The following is an 18,680-nucleotide window of genomic DNA, read 5'->3' as shown; positions in this document are numbered from 1 at the left end:
CGGCGGCAGAGCTCACAACGTAAAGTGATCGCGGAACTGTGCCAGGGCTGTTTCGCTGTCGCCTTCGGCCCAGCCCTCCAGCGCAACGACGCCGCAATAGCCGACCTGCTCCAGCGCACGGGCAATGGCGCGATAGTTAATTTCCCCGGTGCCAGGCTGCATGCGCCCCGGCACATCAGCCACCTGGATTTCACCGACAGCGGGGCCGCAGCGTCGTATCAGCTCTATCAGGTTGCCCTCTCCAATCTGGGCGTGATAGAGGTCCAGATTCATCTTCAGTGCCGGGCTGTTGACCGCTTCGACCAGCGCCAGCGTATCGGCAGCCCGTGCGAATGGCGTACCCGGATGATCAACTGCCAGATTCAGGTTTTCGAGAGTAAATACCCGCCCGGCCTGCTCGCCGAGCGCAGCGACACGCCGCAGGGTGTCGGCCGCTTTAAGCCACATCTCACCGGTAACCACCTCAACCGGACGAACCGCCTGGCCGTGAGCATCCAGCCCGGTGCCATGCAGATTCAGGCTCGGGCAGTTCAGACGATCTGCAATCGCCAGTGAGGTTTCTGCGCTATGCAGCAACTCTGCAATCTCATCATCATCAGTCAGGTTACCGTTGAGGTAGCCGGTCATGGAGGTAAAACGCGCACCTGTCGCCACCAGCGCGTCGATATCTTTGTTGGCCCAGTTCCAGATCTCCACGCCAAATCCCAGCGCATGAATCCGCTCAACACGCGCGATAAAAGGCAGTTCGAGAAACACCATCTCCGCACAGACTGAAAGCTGATAACCGGCCATTAGCGTTCTCCCAACAGAATGGGTTTGCGTTGCTGCACCGATTCAATACAGGCCAGCGCAATTTCCAGCGCGTTACGCGCATCAGTGCCAGTAGCGCGCGGCGTGTCACCGTGCAGAATCGCGCGGGCGAATTCTGCCATTTCAGCAACATAGGCCTCACGCAGCAGATCGGTATCCATTCGAGACGTTGCGATGGCAATACCCTCGGCGTGATAGCGCACACAGTTGTCCTGATTGATGTTGCCCGCCTGCAGCATACCTTTACTGCCAAAGACCTCACCGCGAACGTCATAACCGTAAACTGCCTGGAAGTTGGCTTCCGCAGTGGCAATGGCACCGTTATCAAAGCGGATGGTCACCACCGCGGTATCAAGTAATCCCTTATCTTTAAAATCGGGACGCACCAGCGCATCAGCCAGCGCATAGACCTCAACCGGCCGGGAACCCGGATTGAAGTGCAGCAGGGTGTCGAAGTCATGGATTAAGGTTTCAAGGAAGATGGTCCACTGCGGGATCGGGGCCGGATCGCGCAGGCCAGGGTCGCGTGTCACCGAACGGCTTAGCTGGGTGGTGCCATTGGTGCCTGCTCTGACAGCTTCAATAGCTGCGGCGAAGCCTGCACTGAATCGACGATTGAAGCCGACCTGCAACACAACGCCCGCATCCTGTGCGGCGGCAATAGCCCGATCTGCCTCATCCAGCGTTACCGCCATCGGTTTTTCGCAGAACACGTGCTTGCCAGCCCGGGCTGCAGCGATCACCAGTTCGGCGTGAGTGCGAGCCGGCGTAGCAATAGCAACGGCATCGATTTCGCTGTCATTGAGTAACGCCTGGATATCGGTATAGGCTTTCTCCACCCCCAGCCGGTCTGCCAGTTGCTGCGCTGCGCCGGGTTGCAGGTCGGCGACCGCTGTCAGCCGTGCCCCAGGCACCCGCAGCGCCAGATTCTCTGCATGAAAACTGCCCATGCGGCCAGCACCGATCAATCCCACTCGTACTGTTTTAAGGTTCATAACTGCTCCTGTTTTTTGTTGTCAGCCCAGTCAGGCTGAATAGGGTGTCCGGATGTCGCCTGCGCTTTGGCGGCAAAACGACGGGATTTTGAAAGCATCAGCGGCTCGATGTGCTCCAGTGAGATGCCTCGGGTTTCAGGCAGAAAACGTTTTACAAACCAGAAGGCCACCAGGGAGCCAGCGGCGCAGAGCATCAGTGGAAAAGCACCATGGAAGTGATCCATCAGCAAACGGCTACGGTTCATCATCGGGAAAGTCTGAGTAACGATGAAATTGGCGAGATACATCGAAGAAAAGGCGTAGCCCATCGCGACGGCACGAATCCGGTTGGGAAATATTTCAGAGATCAGTAGCCAGGCACCCAGACTCCATGACATACCAAAAATCAGTACGAACGCCACCAGGCCCACGACCGGCAGCAGGCCACCGATCTGCGCTATAAAGGCCCAGGCCGTAATCACCAGGCTGACAGCGCAACCCAGCGCTCCCCAGCGCAGCAGACGCGTCCGTCCCCAGCGATCCACTGCGTTCAGACAAAACGCTACTCCGACCAGTAGCGCCAGTCCGAGGAAAATGCTGTGATAGAGGGAGGTCTGTGTATCCGGTGAGATGTTCTGCAGCAGCGACGGTGCGTAATACAGCAGGATGTTGATGCCCGAAACCTGCTGCAGAATTGCAATCGCGCAGCCGATCAACAGGATGTAACGCATTCTGGCGTCGCGGAGCAGACGGGTTCCCTGCTGACGGGTAACAGAATCCGCGTCCGGCGCACTGATTTCTGCCAGCAGACGCCGCGCATGTTCAGGCGTCGAAAGCCGGGTCAGCACTGCCAGCGCGCGTTCACGCTTGCCGTTTAACGCCAGCCAGCGTGGTGATTCCGGCATAAAGGGCACCAGTGCCAGAAACAGCAGGCAAGGCACCACACCCGACGCCAGCATCCAGCGCCAGCCTTCACTGACTATCCAGGCATGGGGCATACCGCGTGCAATCAGGTAATTCACCACATAGACCGTGACCTGACCGCCAACCATCAGCATCTGCTGCAGCCCAAGCATGCGCCCTCGCCAGTCCTTAGGTGAGACCTCTGCGATATAGAGCGGCGTAATTGCCGACGCCATCCCGACCGCCAGGCCACCCACCAGCCGGTAAATCACAAACCCGGTTAGTGAATCTGCCAGCGCAGAACCCACCGCAGACACGGCAAACAACAGCGCGGTGATCACCAGTGTAGGTTTACGCCCGATCCGATCTGAGATCGCGCCGACACAGCCAGCGCCGACGATACAGCCGAGAATGACATTTGAAACAGCCCATCCACTTTGCCACGGCGTTAGCGCAAGGTGTTCCGTTAATGGCTCAATAACGCCGGAAATCACTGAGGCGTCATAACCGAGGATCACCCCGCTCAATGAGGCGATGGAACAGATGAACAGCAACAACTTCAGATTATGTTTACGCATAACACCTTAACTTTCCCATTGTTTTTGACAGGTGAGAGTTAATGTCAGCGTTGCAAAGTGGATGCCAGTTTTAAAGCGGGCTTTTATGTGAACGCGCTCGCAGATGGCGCGTCCTGATTGAAAATAAAATTTACATGTCAACTTAACATGTCATTAAAATGGACATTCCATCGACCACGGGAGAGTGAAATGCAATCTCTGCATGATTTGCTGCCTAATAAAGAAGAGAGCGATGCCATATTCAGCCTGCCGGAAGGCGGTGATGCGGCACAGTGGGAAGCTCGGTTTGCCCGGGGCTGGCAGGCATTTAGCCAGGGTGAACAGCCGCGCTGGATCCGCCGCAGTATTTTGCAGTCATGGAACCGCTCGCACGAACATGGCATCGATCCGGTATCTTTTGAGTACAGTGCCTCCGATCCAACGGAGCTGGCCGCCGTTCTGCGTCATAACAGTGAGCTGATTACTGTGGCGCATAGCGTGATGGAGAACCTGCTGGCTTACAATCCCGACGGTCATATCAATCTTACAGATGCGCAAGGCATTGTACTGAGTTTTTGCGGCAGCGACCTGACTCCGGTCGGCAGCATCCTGCGTGAGGAGGTGCTCGGCACCAACTGCACCGCGCGCTGCCTGCGCGAGCAGCGGCTGGTCTATGTACTCAGCGGAGAAAACTGGAAAATCGCGCTGCGTGAACGTAACCGGCAGTGCGCCGCAGCTCCTATCCGTGATGCCAGCGGTCGTATGACCGGCGTACTGACGCTGACCGCCACGCCTGACAATTTCAGTGCCCATACGCTGGGCACCGTGCAGGCTGCCGCAGAGGCAATTGGCCAGCAACTCACCTTACGCCGTCTGCTGGCCGAGCAGCAGTCGATACTGGAGACCCTGAATGAGGGCGTTGTGGTCTGCGACCGCGACGGGCGCATCAAAACCCTGAACCGCTACGCTCGTCAGATCTTTGCCGGTATTGATACCGACAACGCCCTGATCGATCAGGTGCTGCAGCCCCAGTCCGGTTCATTGCTCACACTGCCCTGCTGTAATGACCGCGAGATGGTGTTCCGCCCCGATGGCAGACCCAGTGTTTCATGCCTGGTCTCGCTGATGCCGGCCCCGGACGGCGGTCGCATCCTGTCGCTGCGGGAAAATCAGCGCATCCGTGCCATTACCCGTCGTGTGCTCGGCGTCAGCGCCAGCTATACCTTTGAGATGATTCGTGGTCAGGCACCCACGCTGCAGAAGGCTCTTCAGGATGCCCGCGCCAGCAGTCGCAGTGACAGTACCGTTCTGCTGACCGGTGAAAGCGGAACCGGTAAAGAGCTGTTTGCTCAGGCGATCCACAATGCCAGCAGCCGGGCGCATGAGTCCTTTGTCGCGGTTAACTGCGGCGCACTGCCGCGTGACCTGGTGCAGAGTGAGCTATTCGGCTACGTCGATGGCGCGTTCACCGGCTCACGGCGCGGCGGTTCGGCAGGTAAATTTGAGCTGGCCGACGGTGGCACGCTGTTTCTGGATGAGATTGGCGAAATGCCACTGGAGGCACAGACCAGCCTGCTACGCGTGCTGCAGGAGAGTGAGGTGCTGCGCATCGGAGCGGCGCATCCGCTGAAAGTGGATGTCCGCATCGTGGCGGCAACCCATTGCGATCTGCTCAGTGCAGTGGAACAGGGTGCTTTCCGCCGTGACCTGTTCTATCGCCTCAATGTTATCTCCCTGACCATCCCTGCCCTGCGTGAACGCCAAAGCGACATTCCTGATCTGGTGAATACCTTCATTCACGCCCTGTGTCAGCGGCTGAATAAAACGCCTCCGCAGGTGAGCATTGAAGCAATGAACGCCCTGCAGGCATGGCACTGGCCCGGCAACGTGCGCGAGCTGGAAAATCTGGTCGAGCGGATCGTTAATCTTTGCCAGAGCAGCATCATCGACCTTGCCGATTTGCCGCCAGCGATGGTGACGCGCGCAGCCGAAAACAGACCAGCGGCCAGCAGCCTGTTGCAGGATAATGAACGAGCCTGCATCCTGCAGACCCTTCGCGCGCAGGGGGGTAATCTGCGGCAGTCCGCTAAGCTACTGGGCATTTCTCGCACGGCGCTCTATAACAAGCTCAATCAGTGGAATATCTCTATAGATACGCTGCGCCAATAACCGGCTGGTGGCACTCAGCAACACCAGCATACATTAAGCCCGTTCAAAATATGGCTTTTGATCGCAACAGGGCCTAAAATGTGACCACCCTTAACAGTGGTCACTGAATTTTTTCACCCACCTTTGATCTGCCAGGTTCTGACAATGACTCAATCCGTAACGGAAAATGGCACACGCGGCCCGGCCGGGCACAATGTGCGTGACCAGATTGTCGATGCTGCCATGCAGCACTTCGCGCATTATGGTTACGAAAAAACCACCGTCTCCGATCTCGCCCGTGCTATCGGCTTTTCCAAAGCGTATATCTACAAATTTTTTGAATCAAAACAGGCGATTGGCGAAGTGATTTGCTCCACCCGGCTTGCGATGATTATGCAGCACGTCGAAGTCGCTATCGCCGATGCGCCTGGAGCATCGGAACAACTGCGGCGACTGTTCCGCACGCTTTCCGTCACCGGCACTGAACTCTTTTTTCACGAACGTAAACTCTATGATATTGCTGCCGTCGCGTCGCGTGACCGCTGGCCGTCGGCGATGGCGCATGAAGAACGACTGCTCAGCCTGATTCAGCAGATCCTGCGCCGGGGGCGTGAAGCAGGTGAGTTTGAGCGTAAAACCCCGGCTGACGAAGCGGCGGAGGCAATCTATCGGGTGATCAAACCCTACGCCAGTCCGGTACTGCTGCAGTACAGCCTTGATGACGCTGAAGAAGCCTCTGCACAACTGGCAGCGCTGGTGTTACGTAGCCTTGCGCCCTGAACAATGCGCATGATGTGACTATTGACTTATTTAGTCACAAGAGCAACGATAGCACTCTGTCTGGTTATCGCTCAGGATTCTGATGCTGCTAAGCTTATCTCTCTCTGCTCTATTCCATCCCTGCGTTCGTCCATCGCACCATTCTACGCAGGGTCTCACCTTCCGCGCTCAAGGCGTGTATCCATTGTCTGCGGCAGCATTTCAATCACTGTCCGGACTCTCTACGGGAGTAATCCAATGAGTCACTTAGCCTCATCACAACGCATTGTCATTACCGGCGCGGGCATCGTTTCGCCACTGGGTTGTGGCGTTGAAACCGTCTGGCAGCGATTAACGGCTGGAGAATCAGGTATACGTACCCTTCCCGATACGCTTACTGCTGGCACCGGTATTTCAGTAGGTGGCAGCGTGCCGGGCATCGATGAAGATCCGCTGGCAGGTTACGACCCCGAAGCGTTCATTGCGCCGAAAGAGCGTAAAAAGATGTCGCGCTTTATAGAATTCGCGCTGCTGGCAGCAGAAGAAGCGCTGAATCAGGCAGCCTGGCATCCTGAAGATGAGGCGACGCGTGAACGTACCGCGACGATTATTGCTTCAGGCGTCGGCGGCTTTGGTGCCATTGCCGACGCGGTGCGCACCACCGATGCACGCGGCCCGCGCAGGCTCTCACCCTTTACAGCACCTTCGTTTCTGGCCAACATGGCCGCGGGTCATGTCTCGATCAAACACGGCTTCACCGGCCCGCTGGGTGCGCCCGTTACCGCCTGTGCGGCGGGAGTTCAGGCAATTGGTGATGCAGCCAGGTTGATCAGAAGCGGTGAAGCGGACATTGCTATTTGTGGCGGCACAGAAGCGGCGCTTGATCGCGTCACGCTGGGCTGTTTCGCGGCTGCACGTGCGCTATGTGTGGGCTATGAAGATCAGCCGCACCATGCCTCACGTCCGTTTGATCGTGACAGAAACGGCTTTGTGATGGCCGAAGGTGCAGGCCTGCTGGTGATTGAGTCACTGGCCCATGCCGAAGCACGCGGCGCGACACCGCTGGCGGAGATTGTCGGCTATGGCACCAGCGCCGATGCATACCATTTAACCGCGGGTCCGGAGGATGGCAGCGGGGCTGCACGGGCGATGAGAACCGCCCTGCGTCAGGCGGGCATTAGCCCGGAAGACGTGCAGCATATCAACGCACACGCAACCTCAACTCAGGTTGGCGATCACGGTGAGCTGGCGGCTATTCGCGCAGTGTTTGGCGATGATTCGCAGGTCGCGATCGCCTCAACGAAATCCGCCACCGGCCATCTGCTGGGTGCGGCAGGCGGCGTTGAGGCGATATTCACCCTGATGGCGCTGCGGCAGCAGCTTATTCCGCCGACGCTGAACCTCCATCATCCCGATGAAGCCGCAGGCAATCTGGACCTGGTGGCGCTCAATGCACGTCCCACGGCGCTGACTTATGCCATGTCGAACGGTTTTGGTTTTGGCGGCGTCAACGCCAGTCTCCTGTTGCGTAAGTGGCAATGACTGCAGTGTGACGATTAAGCCCGCGCTGCCAGACACCCTCTTAGCGCGGGTAATACATCGGACGTCCTGAAAAATCATGCACAGCTGTTCCCTGTGTGCCGGGGTTTATCAAAACACCCTCTGTACAACACTCGCTTTATAAATCTGTACCTTTCCTGACAAAATTGCCTCCGCCAGCCCTCCTGCCCTTTTTCTTTCAGCACTACAATTAATCGGATGAAAACAACCTCAGAGAACGTTAATGAAGATTGCAGCTTTCGATATTGGTGGTACCTCTTTAAAAATGGGCGTGATTGATGAGCAGGGAAATATTCTGACCAGTGAGAGTGCTGATATTTCCCATAATTCACGCGACAAAATACTTGATGAGATCCTGGCCTGGCTGGAGAAAAATCCCGGCTGTGCTGGCATCGCCGTCAGCACGCCCGGTTATATTGATGCAGAAGCCGGATATATCGCCATGGGTGGCACCATTCGGGACTTCGACCAGTTTCATCTGAGCCAGTGGCTGACGGAAAAAACCTCACTGCCTGCCACAGTCGAAAATGACGCCCATTGCGCCTTACTGGCTGAACAGTGGCTGGGCAAAGCAAAAAAGCTCAGTGATTTTCTGATGTTAACTATCGGCACAGGATTAGGCGGAGCGGCCTTCTGCAACGGCGCGCTGATCCGGGGCGGTCGTAATCGCGCGGGCGAGTTTGGTTGCCTGCTGACTTCGCGCCCCACCAGCAGCAATATTGAACGCCATACCATGAGCCAGAGTTGTACCATGACGGCGCTTCGGGAGAATTACAGCCAGCTCATCGAAAAATCTTCCGACGACGTCACGGGTAAAGATGTCTTTGACGCATACGATCGCAAAGAAGAAGCCGCGCAGCAGGTAGTGAATAAATTCTACCAGGATCTTGCAGCCTGCTTATATAACCTCTTCAGCGTGTTCGATCCGCAGATGATATTTATCGGTGGTGGAATTACCGAGCGGGAACCGTTCCTCGAGGAACTGGCAGAGCAACTGGCAAAATATGATCTTGATATCCGCATTGATACCGCGACCTACGGCAACGACTCCGGCATGTTGGGCGCAACCTGGAATTTCCTGCAGCGTCAGCCAGACAAATAATGGCTTGTAGTTCAGGACGTATGCAGGTTACACCTTTCTGATAATTATGATGATTTATCTGGTGCGGTATTCAAAACGATAACCCGGTCATGACCGGGTTTACTCTTGTTTATATTAGTGTCGTATTTGCGCCAGATCGTCTGACGTCAGGCCGGTCATTTCTATGACAGTTTTACGATCAAGGCCGTTTTGTAGCATAGTGCGCGCAATTTTCAGGGTAGCTTCACGCTGTCCTTCAGTACGACCTTTCTCAATACCACGCCGTTCACCAAGCTCGATACCTTCTGCGCGACCTTTTTCGATCCCTTTTTGTTCAAGCTGCTGTGCGATGGTCATCAGTGCGTCTCCGTGTTGTGGCACCCGCTGTGCCAGTTCGCGAACGAAAGCTTCGTAGTCAGCTGACTCACCAGCCTGCAGTAAATAGTGTATCAGCGTCATCACCTGGGGTGAAGAAAGATAATCGGCCATGAGTAGCGTGACCAGATGGTCAGTCAGGCTTGCAATGTCGCGTTGATGAATATGTTTCTGCAAAAGCGTCAGGGCGGCCATACTGCGATGAGTCATGATCTCATCATCCGGGATGACCGTAATGTCCACCAGCGGGAAGGCGCCTCTATAAAGGCTTTCCGCCACTACCGGATCATCAAATTCGTCGAACCAGCGGGTCGACCACGGATAGGGAGTGCGCTTACCGGTATAGAACAGTACAGGTATGACTAAAGGCAGCTTTTTATGGCCAGCTTCAAGGTGGCGCTGCATAGCGGCTACCGCATAACGTATCAGGCGGAATGCCATATGCCTGTCAGGGGTGGATTGGTGTTCAATCAGAACATGAATATATCCGTCACCGGTTGAGGTTCTGAGACTGTACAAAACGTCACTGAAGTATTGACGCAAATCGTCTTCAACAAATGATCCGGACTCAAGCTTCAGTGTGGTGAGATCGCAGATTTTAAGCAATTTCTCCGGAAGGTGGATCTGCATAAAATCTCTGGCAACATCCGGATGCGTAAGAAACTGTCTAAAAGTAGCATCATGAGGTGTAGCACTATTTTTATTTTTCATCAGTTCAGCCCCTGTAAATTCCATGCGCTGCTACCACAGCGAAGAGGCTATCTTAATAGATCACATTTTAATTTATAATATTTAAATCTTGCCCAATCCATATAGATTAACTACACCAATGCTCTTTTAAAAAATTTATTAGCAAGATGCATTATGACGCAATCTAAATTAACCACCTTAATCAATTTATATAGCGATAATTAAAACATCCGGATGTACCCGAAACTTCTAACGCTGACCATTAATGTCTGAACCGCTTTACGAAAAGTTAATTTTCTATTTAAGTCACGGCATAACCAGCCCGATCACGCTGTTTATACCGCTCGCTCCCTATCCCCGTCCCGGCGCATCCAACAGGCTAAGCGCCACGCCTGTCAGGGTATAGACCACGACATACAACAGAATCAGTGCCGCAAGCAAAAGGCGGTGGCTGCGCATCTCACTTTTCTTCATGGTGCCATTCAGAAGGTGTAGCTCAATGCCAGGGTGGCCGATGCGCCGTTGTGCCGTGCAACGATGGGGCTATCTGAAGCATGCTTATCCAGCCAGCTGTAGTCACCGATCACACTGGCAGCCCAGGCAGGCGTGAACTGATGGCTCCAGGTCAGGCTGGTATCGGTGCCATAAAATCCACCCGCGGCGTCGTACCGTTCAAATCCGCTGCGCGCACTTTGCTTGCTGTTAACGCCATACCAGGTATTCATATAACGCCCGTCGCCAAACAGTCCCGCCACCTGCAGTGCCACGGTATCGTCACTGGTCTGCCAGGGGATCAGGGTTACGGAAGTCCGGTACTGCACACCCTGACTATCACTTAATGGCAGCGTCGCTTTGCCCTCCAGCACCAGCCACGGCGTTACCGACCATCCCAGCGCCAGCGCGGTGTTCATCGTTGCGTCGATGTTCCCCATGCCTCTGAGCCGGTCATCCCCATCTCGCCAGGATGAATTCTGGTCAGAACGGCCCAGCCCGTAGCCCAGCGTATGTTCCAGATACAGTCCATTATCTGCCTGCAGGTCATAGCCAATGCCTTTCTGTGAGTCTAAAAAGAAGGCCCCGTCGCGTGCCTGGATCACCGGCATCAGCTGCCAGTGCTGCTTATCGGCGCCGCTATAGCGTGGTGCATTGATACCTGCAATGCCCAGCGTGACGCTTGGCGGCGGCGTAGTCTCATCAGCCATGGCAGTCGCGGCACTGAATCCCAGCGAAAAACAGACCATGTGCAGCGTTATTTTTCCGGTTATCATCACGTTTCCTCATTATCACATCAGGTGCGGAGCTGAGGGGTTCAGAGCCGCGTCAATGGCCGGAGTATGCGAGGCGAGTGTCAATTAACGACCAGGGATTTATGAAGAAACAGTCAAGGTGATCCGAAAATGCAGTCAAAACGTGTACTGATTATTGAAGATGATGCTGATGCGGCGGGCGTACTTGAGGCCTACCTGAAACGTGAAAATTATGAGGTCATGATTGCCGGTGATGGGCCAGGCGGGCTGGATGCCACCAGACGCTGGCAGCCCGATCTGATCCTGCTGGATATCATGCTGCCCGGCATGAACGGCACTGAAGTGCTGGCAGCGCTGCGACGTCGTGACGATACCCCGGTGATCATGGTAACCGCGATGGGTGATGCGCCGGACCGCATCGGCGCACTGCGCTATGGCGCGGATGACTACGTGGTCAAACCCTATCATCCGGGCGAAGTGGTGGCGCGCGTTCAGGCAGTACTGCGCCGTAGCCAGCAGAGTCAGGTACCCGCTGCAGAAACCCTGCGCTGGGCGGGTTTAGTGGTGGACCCGGTGGCGCTCACCGCAGTGGTCGATAGCGACAGTGCTTCACCGCGCCGCCTCGATCTGACACCGACCGAATTTTCCCTGTTGGTCACCCTGATGCGCGCTCCGACGCGTCCGTTTACCCGCCTGTTTCTGCTGGAGCACTGTCTGCCGGAAAGCGATGCGCTTGAGCGGGTGGTCGATACCCACGTCTATAACCTGCGTCGCAAACTGGAAGCCGCGGGCATCTCTGATGTCTTACCGGCAGTGCGCAGCGTCGGTTACCGGTTCAGACAGCCATGAAGAACGATACGCATACTTCATTGTGGCGCTGGATCTGCATCCGGGTGCTGTTTCTGGCGATTGGCAGCGTGGTGCTCATTGCCATCTGTATGTGGCTGCGCTTCGCAGTGCAAGCGTACTGGGTCTATTACCGGATGCCGCCCGCGCTGCTGGATGAGTTCACCCGGTTGCGCCACCACCCTGCCAGCGATCCTGTGCGCTTTCATCAGATTATGGACCAGTGGTGGGGCATCAACTTCTCCGATCCGTCGCTGGCCTCGTCGGACTGGCTTACCGTGATCGTGCTGGTCGTGGTAACGATTCCGTTTATGGTGCTGATGGCGCTGCGTTTCGCCCGTCCGCTGTCGGCGCAGTTCAGCCAGCTGGCTACCGCGGCGCGAGCGGTTTCAAAAGGCGAATTTGGCCGATCGGCGGTAATCGTAAAAGAAGCCCCACAGGAGCTGGTACGTTTTACTGAAGATTTTAATCAGATGACGCAGCAGCTGGCGCGTTACGAGCGTGAGCTGCGCACCTCGCATGTGGCGATGGCGCATGAACTTCGCTCGCCACTGACGGCCGCAATGGGCCGCCTGCAGGGGATTCTGGATGGCGTCTTTCCTGCCGAACCGCAACAGCTGGCAATGATCATGAAGCAACTGACGCAGCTCAGTCGCCTGACAGACGAACTGCATCTCTTGTCGCTGGCGGATGCCGGGCAGCTTACCCTGAACCGCGAGTGGTTTAATCTCAGCGAGTTACTGCGCGAGCGCTCCGGCTGGCTTCTGCCGCAGGCAGAACAGGCGGGGATTGCCATCAGCGTGACATCACCCAACGATCTGCGGCTGTATGCCGATACCTTCCGGCTGGGCCAGGTAGTGACCATCATCTGTGAGAATGCAATGCGCTACGCTGCCGACGGTGGCGCGTTGCTGATCACGGCCAGCCAGAACGATCAGGCGATCATAATGACCTTCCGCGATTATGGTCAGGGTGTGGAGCCGGACTTCCTGCCGCAATTGTTTGACCGCTTTACCCGCGCTGACTCCTCACGCGCCCGCCACTCCGGCGGCAGCGGTCTGGGATTGTCGATTGCCAAAGCGATTGTCGAGGCGCACGGCGGGTCGCTTCACGCCACACTGCCCGCCGACGGCGGTCTGCTGATCGGGATAACGCTGCCGACGAGATAAATTGTTCTGGCTTGACCATTTCTTGATGGTTCATGGAACGTTTCTGGACACATGCCGGGTTCAATGAGCACAACTCATTAAAGGAACCCGGTTATGACAGACTTCTTATCGGATGCTGCCCGCCAGGTGTGGCGTCATCTCTTCGGTATTCACATCTTTGCGCCGATCATCTTCGTGCTGCTCGGGGTATTCATCATGACCGGTTGCCGGGACAATAGTTCTGCTCCGCCTGCCGCCCCGCTCCGCCCGGTTAAATCGGTGATTGCTCCACCGCTCAGCAGTGATGCATCGCTGGTGCTGACTGGCGAAATCCGCGCTCATGAAGAGGTCGCGCTAGCCTTCAGACTGGATGGCCGGGTGGTGAGCCGTGCGGTTGAGCTGGGCGATCGCGTCAGCGCCGGGCAATCGCTGGCAGCGCTGGAAAATGATCAGTCACGCAATCAGCTAAGCAGCGCACGGGCCGATCTCGACAGCGCACGCGCCGCCGAACGGGTCGCCGCGCTTAACCTGCATCGGATGCGGCTGCTGATGCCCGGAGGGGCCATCGCCCGCAGCCAGCTGGACAGCGCCCAGGCGGACTGGCAGAGCGCACAGTCCCGCCGTCTCAGCAGCGAAGCGGCTCTGAAAAATGCCCAGGATAACCTCAGCTGGACTCAGCTGACTGCGCCTGCAGCAGGCCGGATCACCGCCATCACGGTTCAGCCAGGTCAGGTGGTCAGCGCCGGACAAAATGTGATGACGCTGGCAGCAGGGGATGCACGCGATGCGGTGTTTGACCTGACAACGCCTGCGCTGCTGCATCCTGATGATCGGACACCGCTGAAAGTGACGCTGCTCGCCGATCCCGGCGTGCAGGCCAGTGGCACAGTGCGTGACATCAGCCCGCAGGCCGATCCACAGACCCGCACATGGCGGCTGCGCATCTCACTGAATCAGCCGCCTGAGGCGATGGCACCCGGTGCCACAGTCATTGTCACCCTTCCCGATGCGCAGCCGCCGGTCATCGCCCTGCCCGCCAGCGCCCTGACCCGCTCCGCAGACAAACCCGCGCTGCTGGTCGTTGATGCGGCGTCACGCCTGCAGCTTCGTCCGGTAGTGCTGGCCCGCTTTAACGCGCAGCAAATCTTCGTCACTGCCGGGATCAAGCCGGGAGAGCGCGTCGTCACCGCCGGAGTCAGCACCCTGCAACCTGGCGAAAAAGTGGCGCTTTCGCAGGAGGCTCCATGAAAAAAACGTCTGGCTTTAACCTCTCCGGCTGGGCGCTGGCGCATCAGCAACTGGTGATCTTTTTCATGCTGCTGGTCATGGCGGCGGGTGTGCTGAGCTATGAACATCTGTCACGCAATGAAGACCCGGCATTTACTATCAAAACCGCCGTAATATCAGCCCAATGGCCAGGCGCTGATGTGAACACCACGGTGCAACTGCTCACTGACGTACTGGAACAGAAAGTGCAGGAGATCCCGTCGCTGGATGCGGTTGAGAGCGAAACCCGCGCCGGACAAACCGTCATCTATGTCAACCTGCGCGATGACACGCCGCCCTCTCAGGTGGCCGGCATCTGGTACCAGCTGCGTAAAAAGATGCAGGATGTTGCCCCTTCACTGCCGCAGGGCGTGCAGGGTCCGGCCGTTAACGACGAATTTGATGACACCTTCGGCACCATTTATGGCTTCACGGCAGAGGGTTTTACCGCCAGAGAGCTACGCGACCGGGTCGATAACCTGCGTCGCAATCTGGCCAGTCTGCCCGACATCGGTAAAACCAGCCTGTTAGGTGTACAGGAGCAGCAGGTGGTTATCGCCTTTTCGCCGCGCAAGCTGAACGGCATGGGTCTCGATTTACAGCAGGTCAGCAACGCCATTAAAGCCCAGAACGATGTCGTCCCGGCGGGCAGCCTGCGTACCGACCGCGAGAATATTGCGCTGCGGGTCAGCGGCACCCTGACTTCGGTTGAAAATCTGCGGGCGATTACCCTGCATATCGGTGAGCGTTTTATTCCGCTGACCGATCTGGCCACCATCAGCCTGCAACCTGCCGAACCTCCGGCGCCGACGTTTAGAGTTAACGGCGTTCCGGCTATCGGGCTGGCGATCTCCATGGCCGGCAGCGGCAACATGCTCGATTTCGGTCAGCAACTCAGTCAGCGCATGCAGATGCTGGCCAGTCAGTTACCGCACGGTATTACTATGACCCGCGTGGCCGACCAGTCTTCCGTGGTGAAAAACGCGGTCAGCGGCTTTGTCCGGATACTGGGCGAAGCGGTCGTCATCGTGTTAGCCGTCTCCTTTGTCTCACTGGGACTGCGTGCCGGTCTGGTCGTTGCGGCGGCGATCCCGCTGGTACTGGCAATGACCTTTACCGGCATGTTAATGGCAGGCATCGGACTCCAGCGCATCTCGCTTGGCGCACTAATCATCGCGCTGGGGCTGCTGGTGGATGATGCCATGATCACCGTCGAGGCAATGGTGGCGCGACTGGAAGCGGGCGACAGCAAGTGGCAGGCCGCCACCTATGCGTTTAAAACCACCGCCTTTCCGATGCTGACCGGTACGCTGGTAATGATCGCCGGGTTCATTCCGGTCGGGTTCGCCGCCTCCAGTGCCGGAGAGTATTGCTACTCATTGTTTGTGGTGATTACCCTGGCGCTGCTCTGCTCGTGGGTCGTCGCGGTCATCTTCTCTCCGCTCACCGGCTGCTGGCTGCTGTCGGCCAGGCACATCAAGGCCGATAAGCCGCCGGGCGTGCTGACGCGCAGCTATCACCGGCTGCTGGAGGTGATTCTGCGTCACCGGCTGGTGACGATTGGCACAGCGATGGCGGTGCTGCTGGTCAGCCTTTACGCCACCACTTTTATGCAGGGTGAGTTTTTCCCTGCATCGGATCGCCCCGAGCTGCTGGTCAGCCTGACGCTTCCCGCCAGTGCAGCCCAGGCTGAAACCACCCGCCGTACCGCACAGCTGGAACAAATGCTGCGCAACGATCGGGATGTGGCGAACTACACCAGCTACGTTGGCTCGGGCGCAATACGCTTTTATCTGCCGATGGATGTGCTGCTGGATAATGAGAACATCGCGCAGCTGGTGGTGGTGGCGAAAGATCTGGCGGCACGCGATCGGCTGCGCAGCAGGCTGGAGCAGAAGCTGGCGGTGGATTTCAGTGATATCACTACCCGGGTATCGCCGCTGGAGCTGGGGCCACCGGTCGGCTGGCCGCTGAAATATCGCATCACCGGCCCGGATAATGCCAGGGTGCGTCAGGCGGCCGATCGGCTGGCGGCGCTGATCGCCCGCTCATCGCTGACACGCGAGGTCAATCTTACCGCCGGAGAGCCAGAACGGGTCATGACGCTGGCGGTGAACCAGACCGCAGCCCGCGCAGCCGGACTCTCTTCCGAAACGATAGCCACCTCGCTGAATACTCTGATGTCCGGCAGCGTGGTGACCACCCTGCGCGATCGTAACCGCCTGATCGACGTCGTGCTGCGCAGCAATGACCCGGAGCGGCAGGACACTGACACACTGGCAGGATTGATGATCACCAATGCCAGCGGACAGAAAATCCCGCTGCGACAGGTGGCAACCCTGAACTGGGGAGTGGATGACCCGGTGATATGGCGACGTCAGCGGCTGGCTTACATCACCGTACAGACCGATATTGCGCCCGGTCAGCGGGCTGAACAGGTCTCGCAGCAGCTCGCACCAGCCGTCGCCGCCCTGCGCGCCTCGCTGCCGGCCGGATACGGTATTGAAGAAGGTGGCGTGGCGGCCGAATCGGACAAAGGCAACGGTTCAGTGTTTGCTCTGCTGCCGGTAACAATCTGCGTCATGCTGGTCTTGCTGATGATTCAGCTGCAACGCTTCTCCGGCATGCTGCTGGCGCTGAGCATGGCACCGTTTGGCCTGCCCGGCATCGTATCCGCAATGCTGCCGGCTGGCACACCGCTGGGGTTCGTGGCGCTGCTGGGGATTATTGCCCTGGCGGGAATCATCATCCGCAACGCGGTAATCATGATCAGTGAAGTCGATGCGAATAGCCGGGCCGGCCTGACCGCGGGTGAGGCAATCCGGCAGGCTGCCCATCACCGTGCACGTCCCATTCTGCTGACCGCCTGTGCGGCAATACTCGGCATGATCCCCATCGCCCATCAGGTTTTCTGGGGGCCCATGGCACTGGCGATTATTGGCGGTCTGATCAGCGGTACGCTGGTAACGCTCACGGTGCTGCCCGCCGCGTTAAGTCTGTTGATGCAGCGCGGCTCACATTAAAACAACACCCGGCGATCCCGTGCTGAGAACGGCGGGATCGCCGGAAAGGATCAGTTCATCACCTCGACCAGAATCAGCGGGCACTTTCTGACTTTGCAGGCCTGACTGTAGGCCAGCGAGCAGACCGAGCAGAGATCGCGCACGTCAGACTGGTACTCATACTCCATGAAATAGCGGAACTGGCCGCCCGCCGAATCTGTTCTCCAGAATCGCTGCGGCTCCAGAATTTCATCCAGTTGCCTGAATGTCAGGGCTGACGGGTTGTGAAACCCGACTCTTACGCGGTATGTAGTCATGCACCGATTATTGGCATCCCGGTCCCTGGCCGCCAGTTGGTTATTGTTTTCAGTTCAATAGCTGGCGCTTATCAACCCGCTTCGCCTGGTGCGGCAGGCTGTTCTGCCAGCAGCGCCAGCAGGTGCAGTACTGCTTTTGACGGGTGAAGCCGACGCCAGGCAAAGGCAACATCGGTAAATAGCGTGTTGTTCTCGATATCGCAGAAGCTGACCCCGGGGTTATCGACGCAGCGCATCGACTCCGGCACCAGCGCAATCCCGCAGCCCGCCGCCACCATGCCCAGCGACGTAGTGATCTGCGGAGCCTGCTGAAAAGTGTGGCGCGAAAAGCCCGCCCGCAGACAGGCAGTGACAATCAACTCATACAGGCTGGGCGAGACGTCGCGCGGGAAGATCACCAGGGTTTCTTCCGCCAGCGCGGATAGTGCCACGGTGGGTGTGCCGCTGAGGGGATGGCAGCGCGGCAGCGCAATCAGCATCTTTTCGGTGGAGATGACACGCAGATTAAACGCCTTGCTGCTTTCACACGGCAGCCGGATAAAAGCGGCATCCAGTAATCCTTCCTGTAAATCCTGCATCAGCAAAGACATATTCTCTTCGCGGGTCAGCAGCTCCATCGCCGGATAACGTTCTTTAAACTGGCGGATCAGGGTGAAGATGCGTGGATTAAACGCCACCGAGCTGGCAAAGCCCAGCGACAGCTGACCACTGATCCCGCGCGCAATACCGCGTGCGTTCTCCAGCGCCTGATCGGCCAGTTGCACAATCTGCCGGGCATCCGCCAGAAACGCTTCGCCCGCTTCGGTGAGTTCCACTCCGCGCGTCAGGCGCTTCAGCAACGGTGTGCCAATTTCCTGCTCCAGCCGCAGTATCTGCTGACTCAGCGGCGGCTGCGATATGCCCAGTATCTCGGCGGCACGAGTGAAGTGAAGCGTCTCGGCTACGGCAACAAAATAACGCAGGTGGCGAAGTTCCATATCAAAAACGTCTCAAAGTT

Annotated in this window: 16 protein-coding genes; 8 read left to right on the top strand and 8 right to left on the bottom strand. The window is 57.4% G+C overall.

The genetic code is table 11. From position 1 onward, the window contains the following. Positions 1-12: 12 nt before the first annotated feature. From NR201_RS17385 to NR201_RS17375, 3 genes are read right to left on the bottom strand one after another with little or no spacing between them, the layout of a single operon-like run. A complete protein-coding gene (locus NR201_RS17385) occupies positions 13-792 on the bottom strand; it encodes a TIM barrel protein (protein WP_187508441.1) in 780 nt (259 codons plus the stop codon). Next, positions 792-1,805, bottom strand: a complete 1,014-nt coding sequence (locus tag NR201_RS17380; protein ID WP_060678789.1) for a Gfo/Idh/MocA family oxidoreductase — start codon at positions 1,803-1,805, stop codon at positions 792-794. The genes NR201_RS17385 and NR201_RS17380 overlap by 1 nt, the downstream gene beginning before the upstream one ends. Continuing rightward, the gene (locus tag NR201_RS17375) at positions 1,802-3,265 is read right to left on the bottom strand and encodes a sugar porter family MFS transporter (protein ID WP_163763529.1); all 1,464 of its coding nucleotides are present in this window, start codon (positions 3,263-3,265) and stop codon (positions 1,802-1,804) included. The genes NR201_RS17380 and NR201_RS17375 overlap by 4 nt, the downstream gene beginning before the upstream one ends. A gap of 189 nt (positions 3,266-3,454) precedes the next feature. Between NR201_RS17375 and NR201_RS17370 the strand changes: the two genes are divergently transcribed. The 4 genes from NR201_RS17370 (at position 3,455) to NR201_RS17355 (ending at position 8,813) form a co-directional block, all read left to right on the top strand. Further along, positions 3,455-5,413: a sigma-54-dependent Fis family transcriptional regulator gene (locus tag NR201_RS17370; protein ID WP_064689854.1), complete on the top strand. Its 1,959-nt coding sequence runs from the start codon at positions 3,455-3,457 to the stop codon at positions 5,411-5,413. Positions 5,414-5,557: 144 nt separating this feature from the next. Then, complete coding sequence (locus NR201_RS17365) at positions 5,558-6,172, top strand: TetR/AcrR family transcriptional regulator (protein ID WP_010671991.1); 615 nt, start codon at positions 5,558-5,560, stop codon at positions 6,170-6,172. A 237-nt stretch (positions 6,173-6,409) separates the two neighbouring features. After that, on the top strand, positions 6,410-7,693 hold the full coding sequence (gene fabF / locus NR201_RS17360) for a beta-ketoacyl-ACP synthase II (RefSeq protein WP_256850027.1): 1,284 nt from the start codon (positions 6,410-6,412) through the stop codon (positions 7,691-7,693). 241 nt (positions 7,694-7,934) lie between these two features. Beyond that, the gene (locus NR201_RS17355) at positions 7,935-8,813 is read left to right on the top strand and encodes an ROK family protein (protein ID WP_010256830.1); all 879 of its coding nucleotides are present in this window, start codon (positions 7,935-7,937) and stop codon (positions 8,811-8,813) included. 114 nt (positions 8,814-8,927) lie between these two features. Here the strand turns inward: NR201_RS17355 and NR201_RS17350 are convergent, their stop codons facing one another. The 3 genes from NR201_RS17350 to NR201_RS17340 all read right to left on the bottom strand — a co-directional run bounded on the left by NR201_RS17350 (position 8,928) and on the right by NR201_RS17340 (position 11,125). Next, positions 8,928-9,878 carry an Rpn family recombination-promoting nuclease/putative transposase gene (locus NR201_RS17350; RefSeq protein WP_029519683.1) on the bottom strand — a complete coding sequence of 317 codons (951 nt, stop codon included), beginning with the start codon at positions 9,876-9,878 and terminating at the stop codon, positions 8,928-8,930. Positions 9,879-10,208: 330 nt separating this feature from the next. Continuing rightward, the gene (locus tag NR201_RS17345; protein WP_254920079.1) at positions 10,209-10,331 is read right to left on the bottom strand and encodes a hypothetical protein; all 123 of its coding nucleotides are present in this window, start codon (positions 10,329-10,331) and stop codon (positions 10,209-10,211) included. An 8-nt stretch (positions 10,332-10,339) separates the two neighbouring features. After that, positions 10,340-11,125, bottom strand: a complete 786-nt coding sequence (locus NR201_RS17340) for a MipA/OmpV family protein (protein WP_022624202.1) — start codon at positions 11,123-11,125, stop codon at positions 10,340-10,342. Between the two features lie 129 nt (positions 11,126-11,254). Between NR201_RS17340 and NR201_RS17335 the strand changes: the two genes are divergently transcribed. The 4 genes from NR201_RS17335 (at position 11,255) to NR201_RS17320 (ending at position 17,387) form a co-directional block, all read left to right on the top strand. Then, positions 11,255-11,953: a response regulator gene (locus NR201_RS17335; RefSeq protein WP_256850026.1), complete on the top strand. Its 699-nt coding sequence runs from the start codon at positions 11,255-11,257 to the stop codon at positions 11,951-11,953. Next, positions 11,950-13,119, top strand: a complete 1,170-nt coding sequence (locus tag NR201_RS17330) for a cell wall metabolism sensor histidine kinase WalK (protein ID WP_033770228.1) — start codon at positions 11,950-11,952, stop codon at positions 13,117-13,119. The genes NR201_RS17335 and NR201_RS17330 overlap by 4 nt, the downstream gene beginning before the upstream one ends. Before the next feature lie 93 nt (positions 13,120-13,212). Further along, the gene (locus tag NR201_RS17325) at positions 13,213-14,346 is read left to right on the top strand and encodes an efflux RND transporter periplasmic adaptor subunit (protein ID WP_010256842.1); all 1,134 of its coding nucleotides are present in this window, start codon (positions 13,213-13,215) and stop codon (positions 14,344-14,346) included. After that, positions 14,343-17,387 (top strand): efflux RND transporter permease subunit, encoded by a 3,045-nt coding sequence (locus NR201_RS17320; RefSeq protein WP_256850025.1) that lies wholly within the window; start codon positions 14,343-14,345, stop codon positions 17,385-17,387. The genes NR201_RS17325 and NR201_RS17320 overlap by 4 nt, the downstream gene beginning before the upstream one ends. 50 nt (positions 17,388-17,437) lie before the next feature. Here NR201_RS17320 and NR201_RS17315 read toward each other — a convergent pair whose 3' ends face one another. Then, on the bottom strand, positions 17,438-17,683 hold the full coding sequence (locus NR201_RS17315) for a hypothetical protein (protein WP_010256845.1): 246 nt from the start codon (positions 17,681-17,683) through the stop codon (positions 17,438-17,440). 71 nt (positions 17,684-17,754) lie between these two features. After that, a complete protein-coding gene (locus NR201_RS17310; protein WP_159227281.1) occupies positions 17,755-18,660 on the bottom strand; it encodes a LysR family transcriptional regulator in 906 nt (301 codons plus the stop codon). Positions 18,661-18,680 lie beyond the last annotated feature (20 nt).

Origin of the sequence: Pantoea sp. Fr-CA_6 (assembly GCF_024520895.1) — a bacterium.
Lineage (GTDB): Bacteria > Pseudomonadota > Gammaproteobacteria > Enterobacterales > Enterobacteriaceae > Pantoea > Pantoea agglomerans.
The sequence above is the reverse complement of the archived record's forward strand: the minus strand, read 5'-3'. Positions and strand labels throughout refer to the sequence as shown.

Excerpts from the sequence above, each read along its gene's own strand:
- NR201_RS17385 (WP_187508441.1), bottom strand. The coding sequence starts at position 792 with ATGGCCGGTTATCAGCTTTCAGTCTGTGCGGAGATGGTGTTTCTCGAA.
- NR201_RS17380 (WP_060678789.1), bottom strand. The coding sequence starts at position 1,805 with ATGAACCTTAAAACAGTACGAGTGGGATTGATCGGTGCTGGCCGCATG.
- NR201_RS17375 (WP_163763529.1), bottom strand. The coding sequence starts at position 3,265 with ATGCGTAAACATAATCTGAAGTTGTTGCTGTTCATCTGTTCCATCGCC.
- NR201_RS17370 (WP_064689854.1), top strand. The coding sequence starts at position 3,455 with ATGCAATCTCTGCATGATTTGCTGCCTAATAAAGAAGAGAGCGATGCC.
- NR201_RS17365 (WP_010671991.1), top strand. The coding sequence starts at position 5,558 with ATGACTCAATCCGTAACGGAAAATGGCACACGCGGCCCGGCCGGGCAC.
- fabF (WP_256850027.1), top strand. The coding sequence starts at position 6,410 with ATGAGTCACTTAGCCTCATCACAACGCATTGTCATTACCGGCGCGGGC.
- NR201_RS17355 (WP_010256830.1), top strand. The coding sequence starts at position 7,935 with ATGAAGATTGCAGCTTTCGATATTGGTGGTACCTCTTTAAAAATGGGC.
- NR201_RS17350 (WP_029519683.1), bottom strand. The coding sequence starts at position 9,878 with ATGAAAAATAAAAATAGTGCTACACCTCATGATGCTACTTTTAGACAG.
- NR201_RS17345 (WP_254920079.1), bottom strand. The coding sequence starts at position 10,331 with ATGAAGAAAAGTGAGATGCGCAGCCACCGCCTTTTGCTTGCGGCACTG.
- NR201_RS17340 (WP_022624202.1), bottom strand. The coding sequence starts at position 11,125 with ATGATAACCGGAAAAATAACGCTGCACATGGTCTGTTTTTCGCTGGGA.
- NR201_RS17335 (WP_256850026.1), top strand. The coding sequence starts at position 11,255 with ATGCAGTCAAAACGTGTACTGATTATTGAAGATGATGCTGATGCGGCG.
- NR201_RS17330 (WP_033770228.1), top strand. The coding sequence starts at position 11,950 with ATGAAGAACGATACGCATACTTCATTGTGGCGCTGGATCTGCATCCGG.
- NR201_RS17325 (WP_010256842.1), top strand. The coding sequence starts at position 13,213 with ATGACAGACTTCTTATCGGATGCTGCCCGCCAGGTGTGGCGTCATCTC.
- NR201_RS17320 (WP_256850025.1), top strand. The coding sequence starts at position 14,343 with ATGAAAAAAACGTCTGGCTTTAACCTCTCCGGCTGGGCGCTGGCGCAT.
- NR201_RS17315 (WP_010256845.1), bottom strand. The coding sequence starts at position 17,683 with ATGACTACATACCGCGTAAGAGTCGGGTTTCACAACCCGTCAGCCCTG.
- NR201_RS17310 (WP_159227281.1), bottom strand. The coding sequence starts at position 18,660 with ATGGAACTTCGCCACCTGCGTTATTTTGTTGCCGTAGCCGAGACGCTT.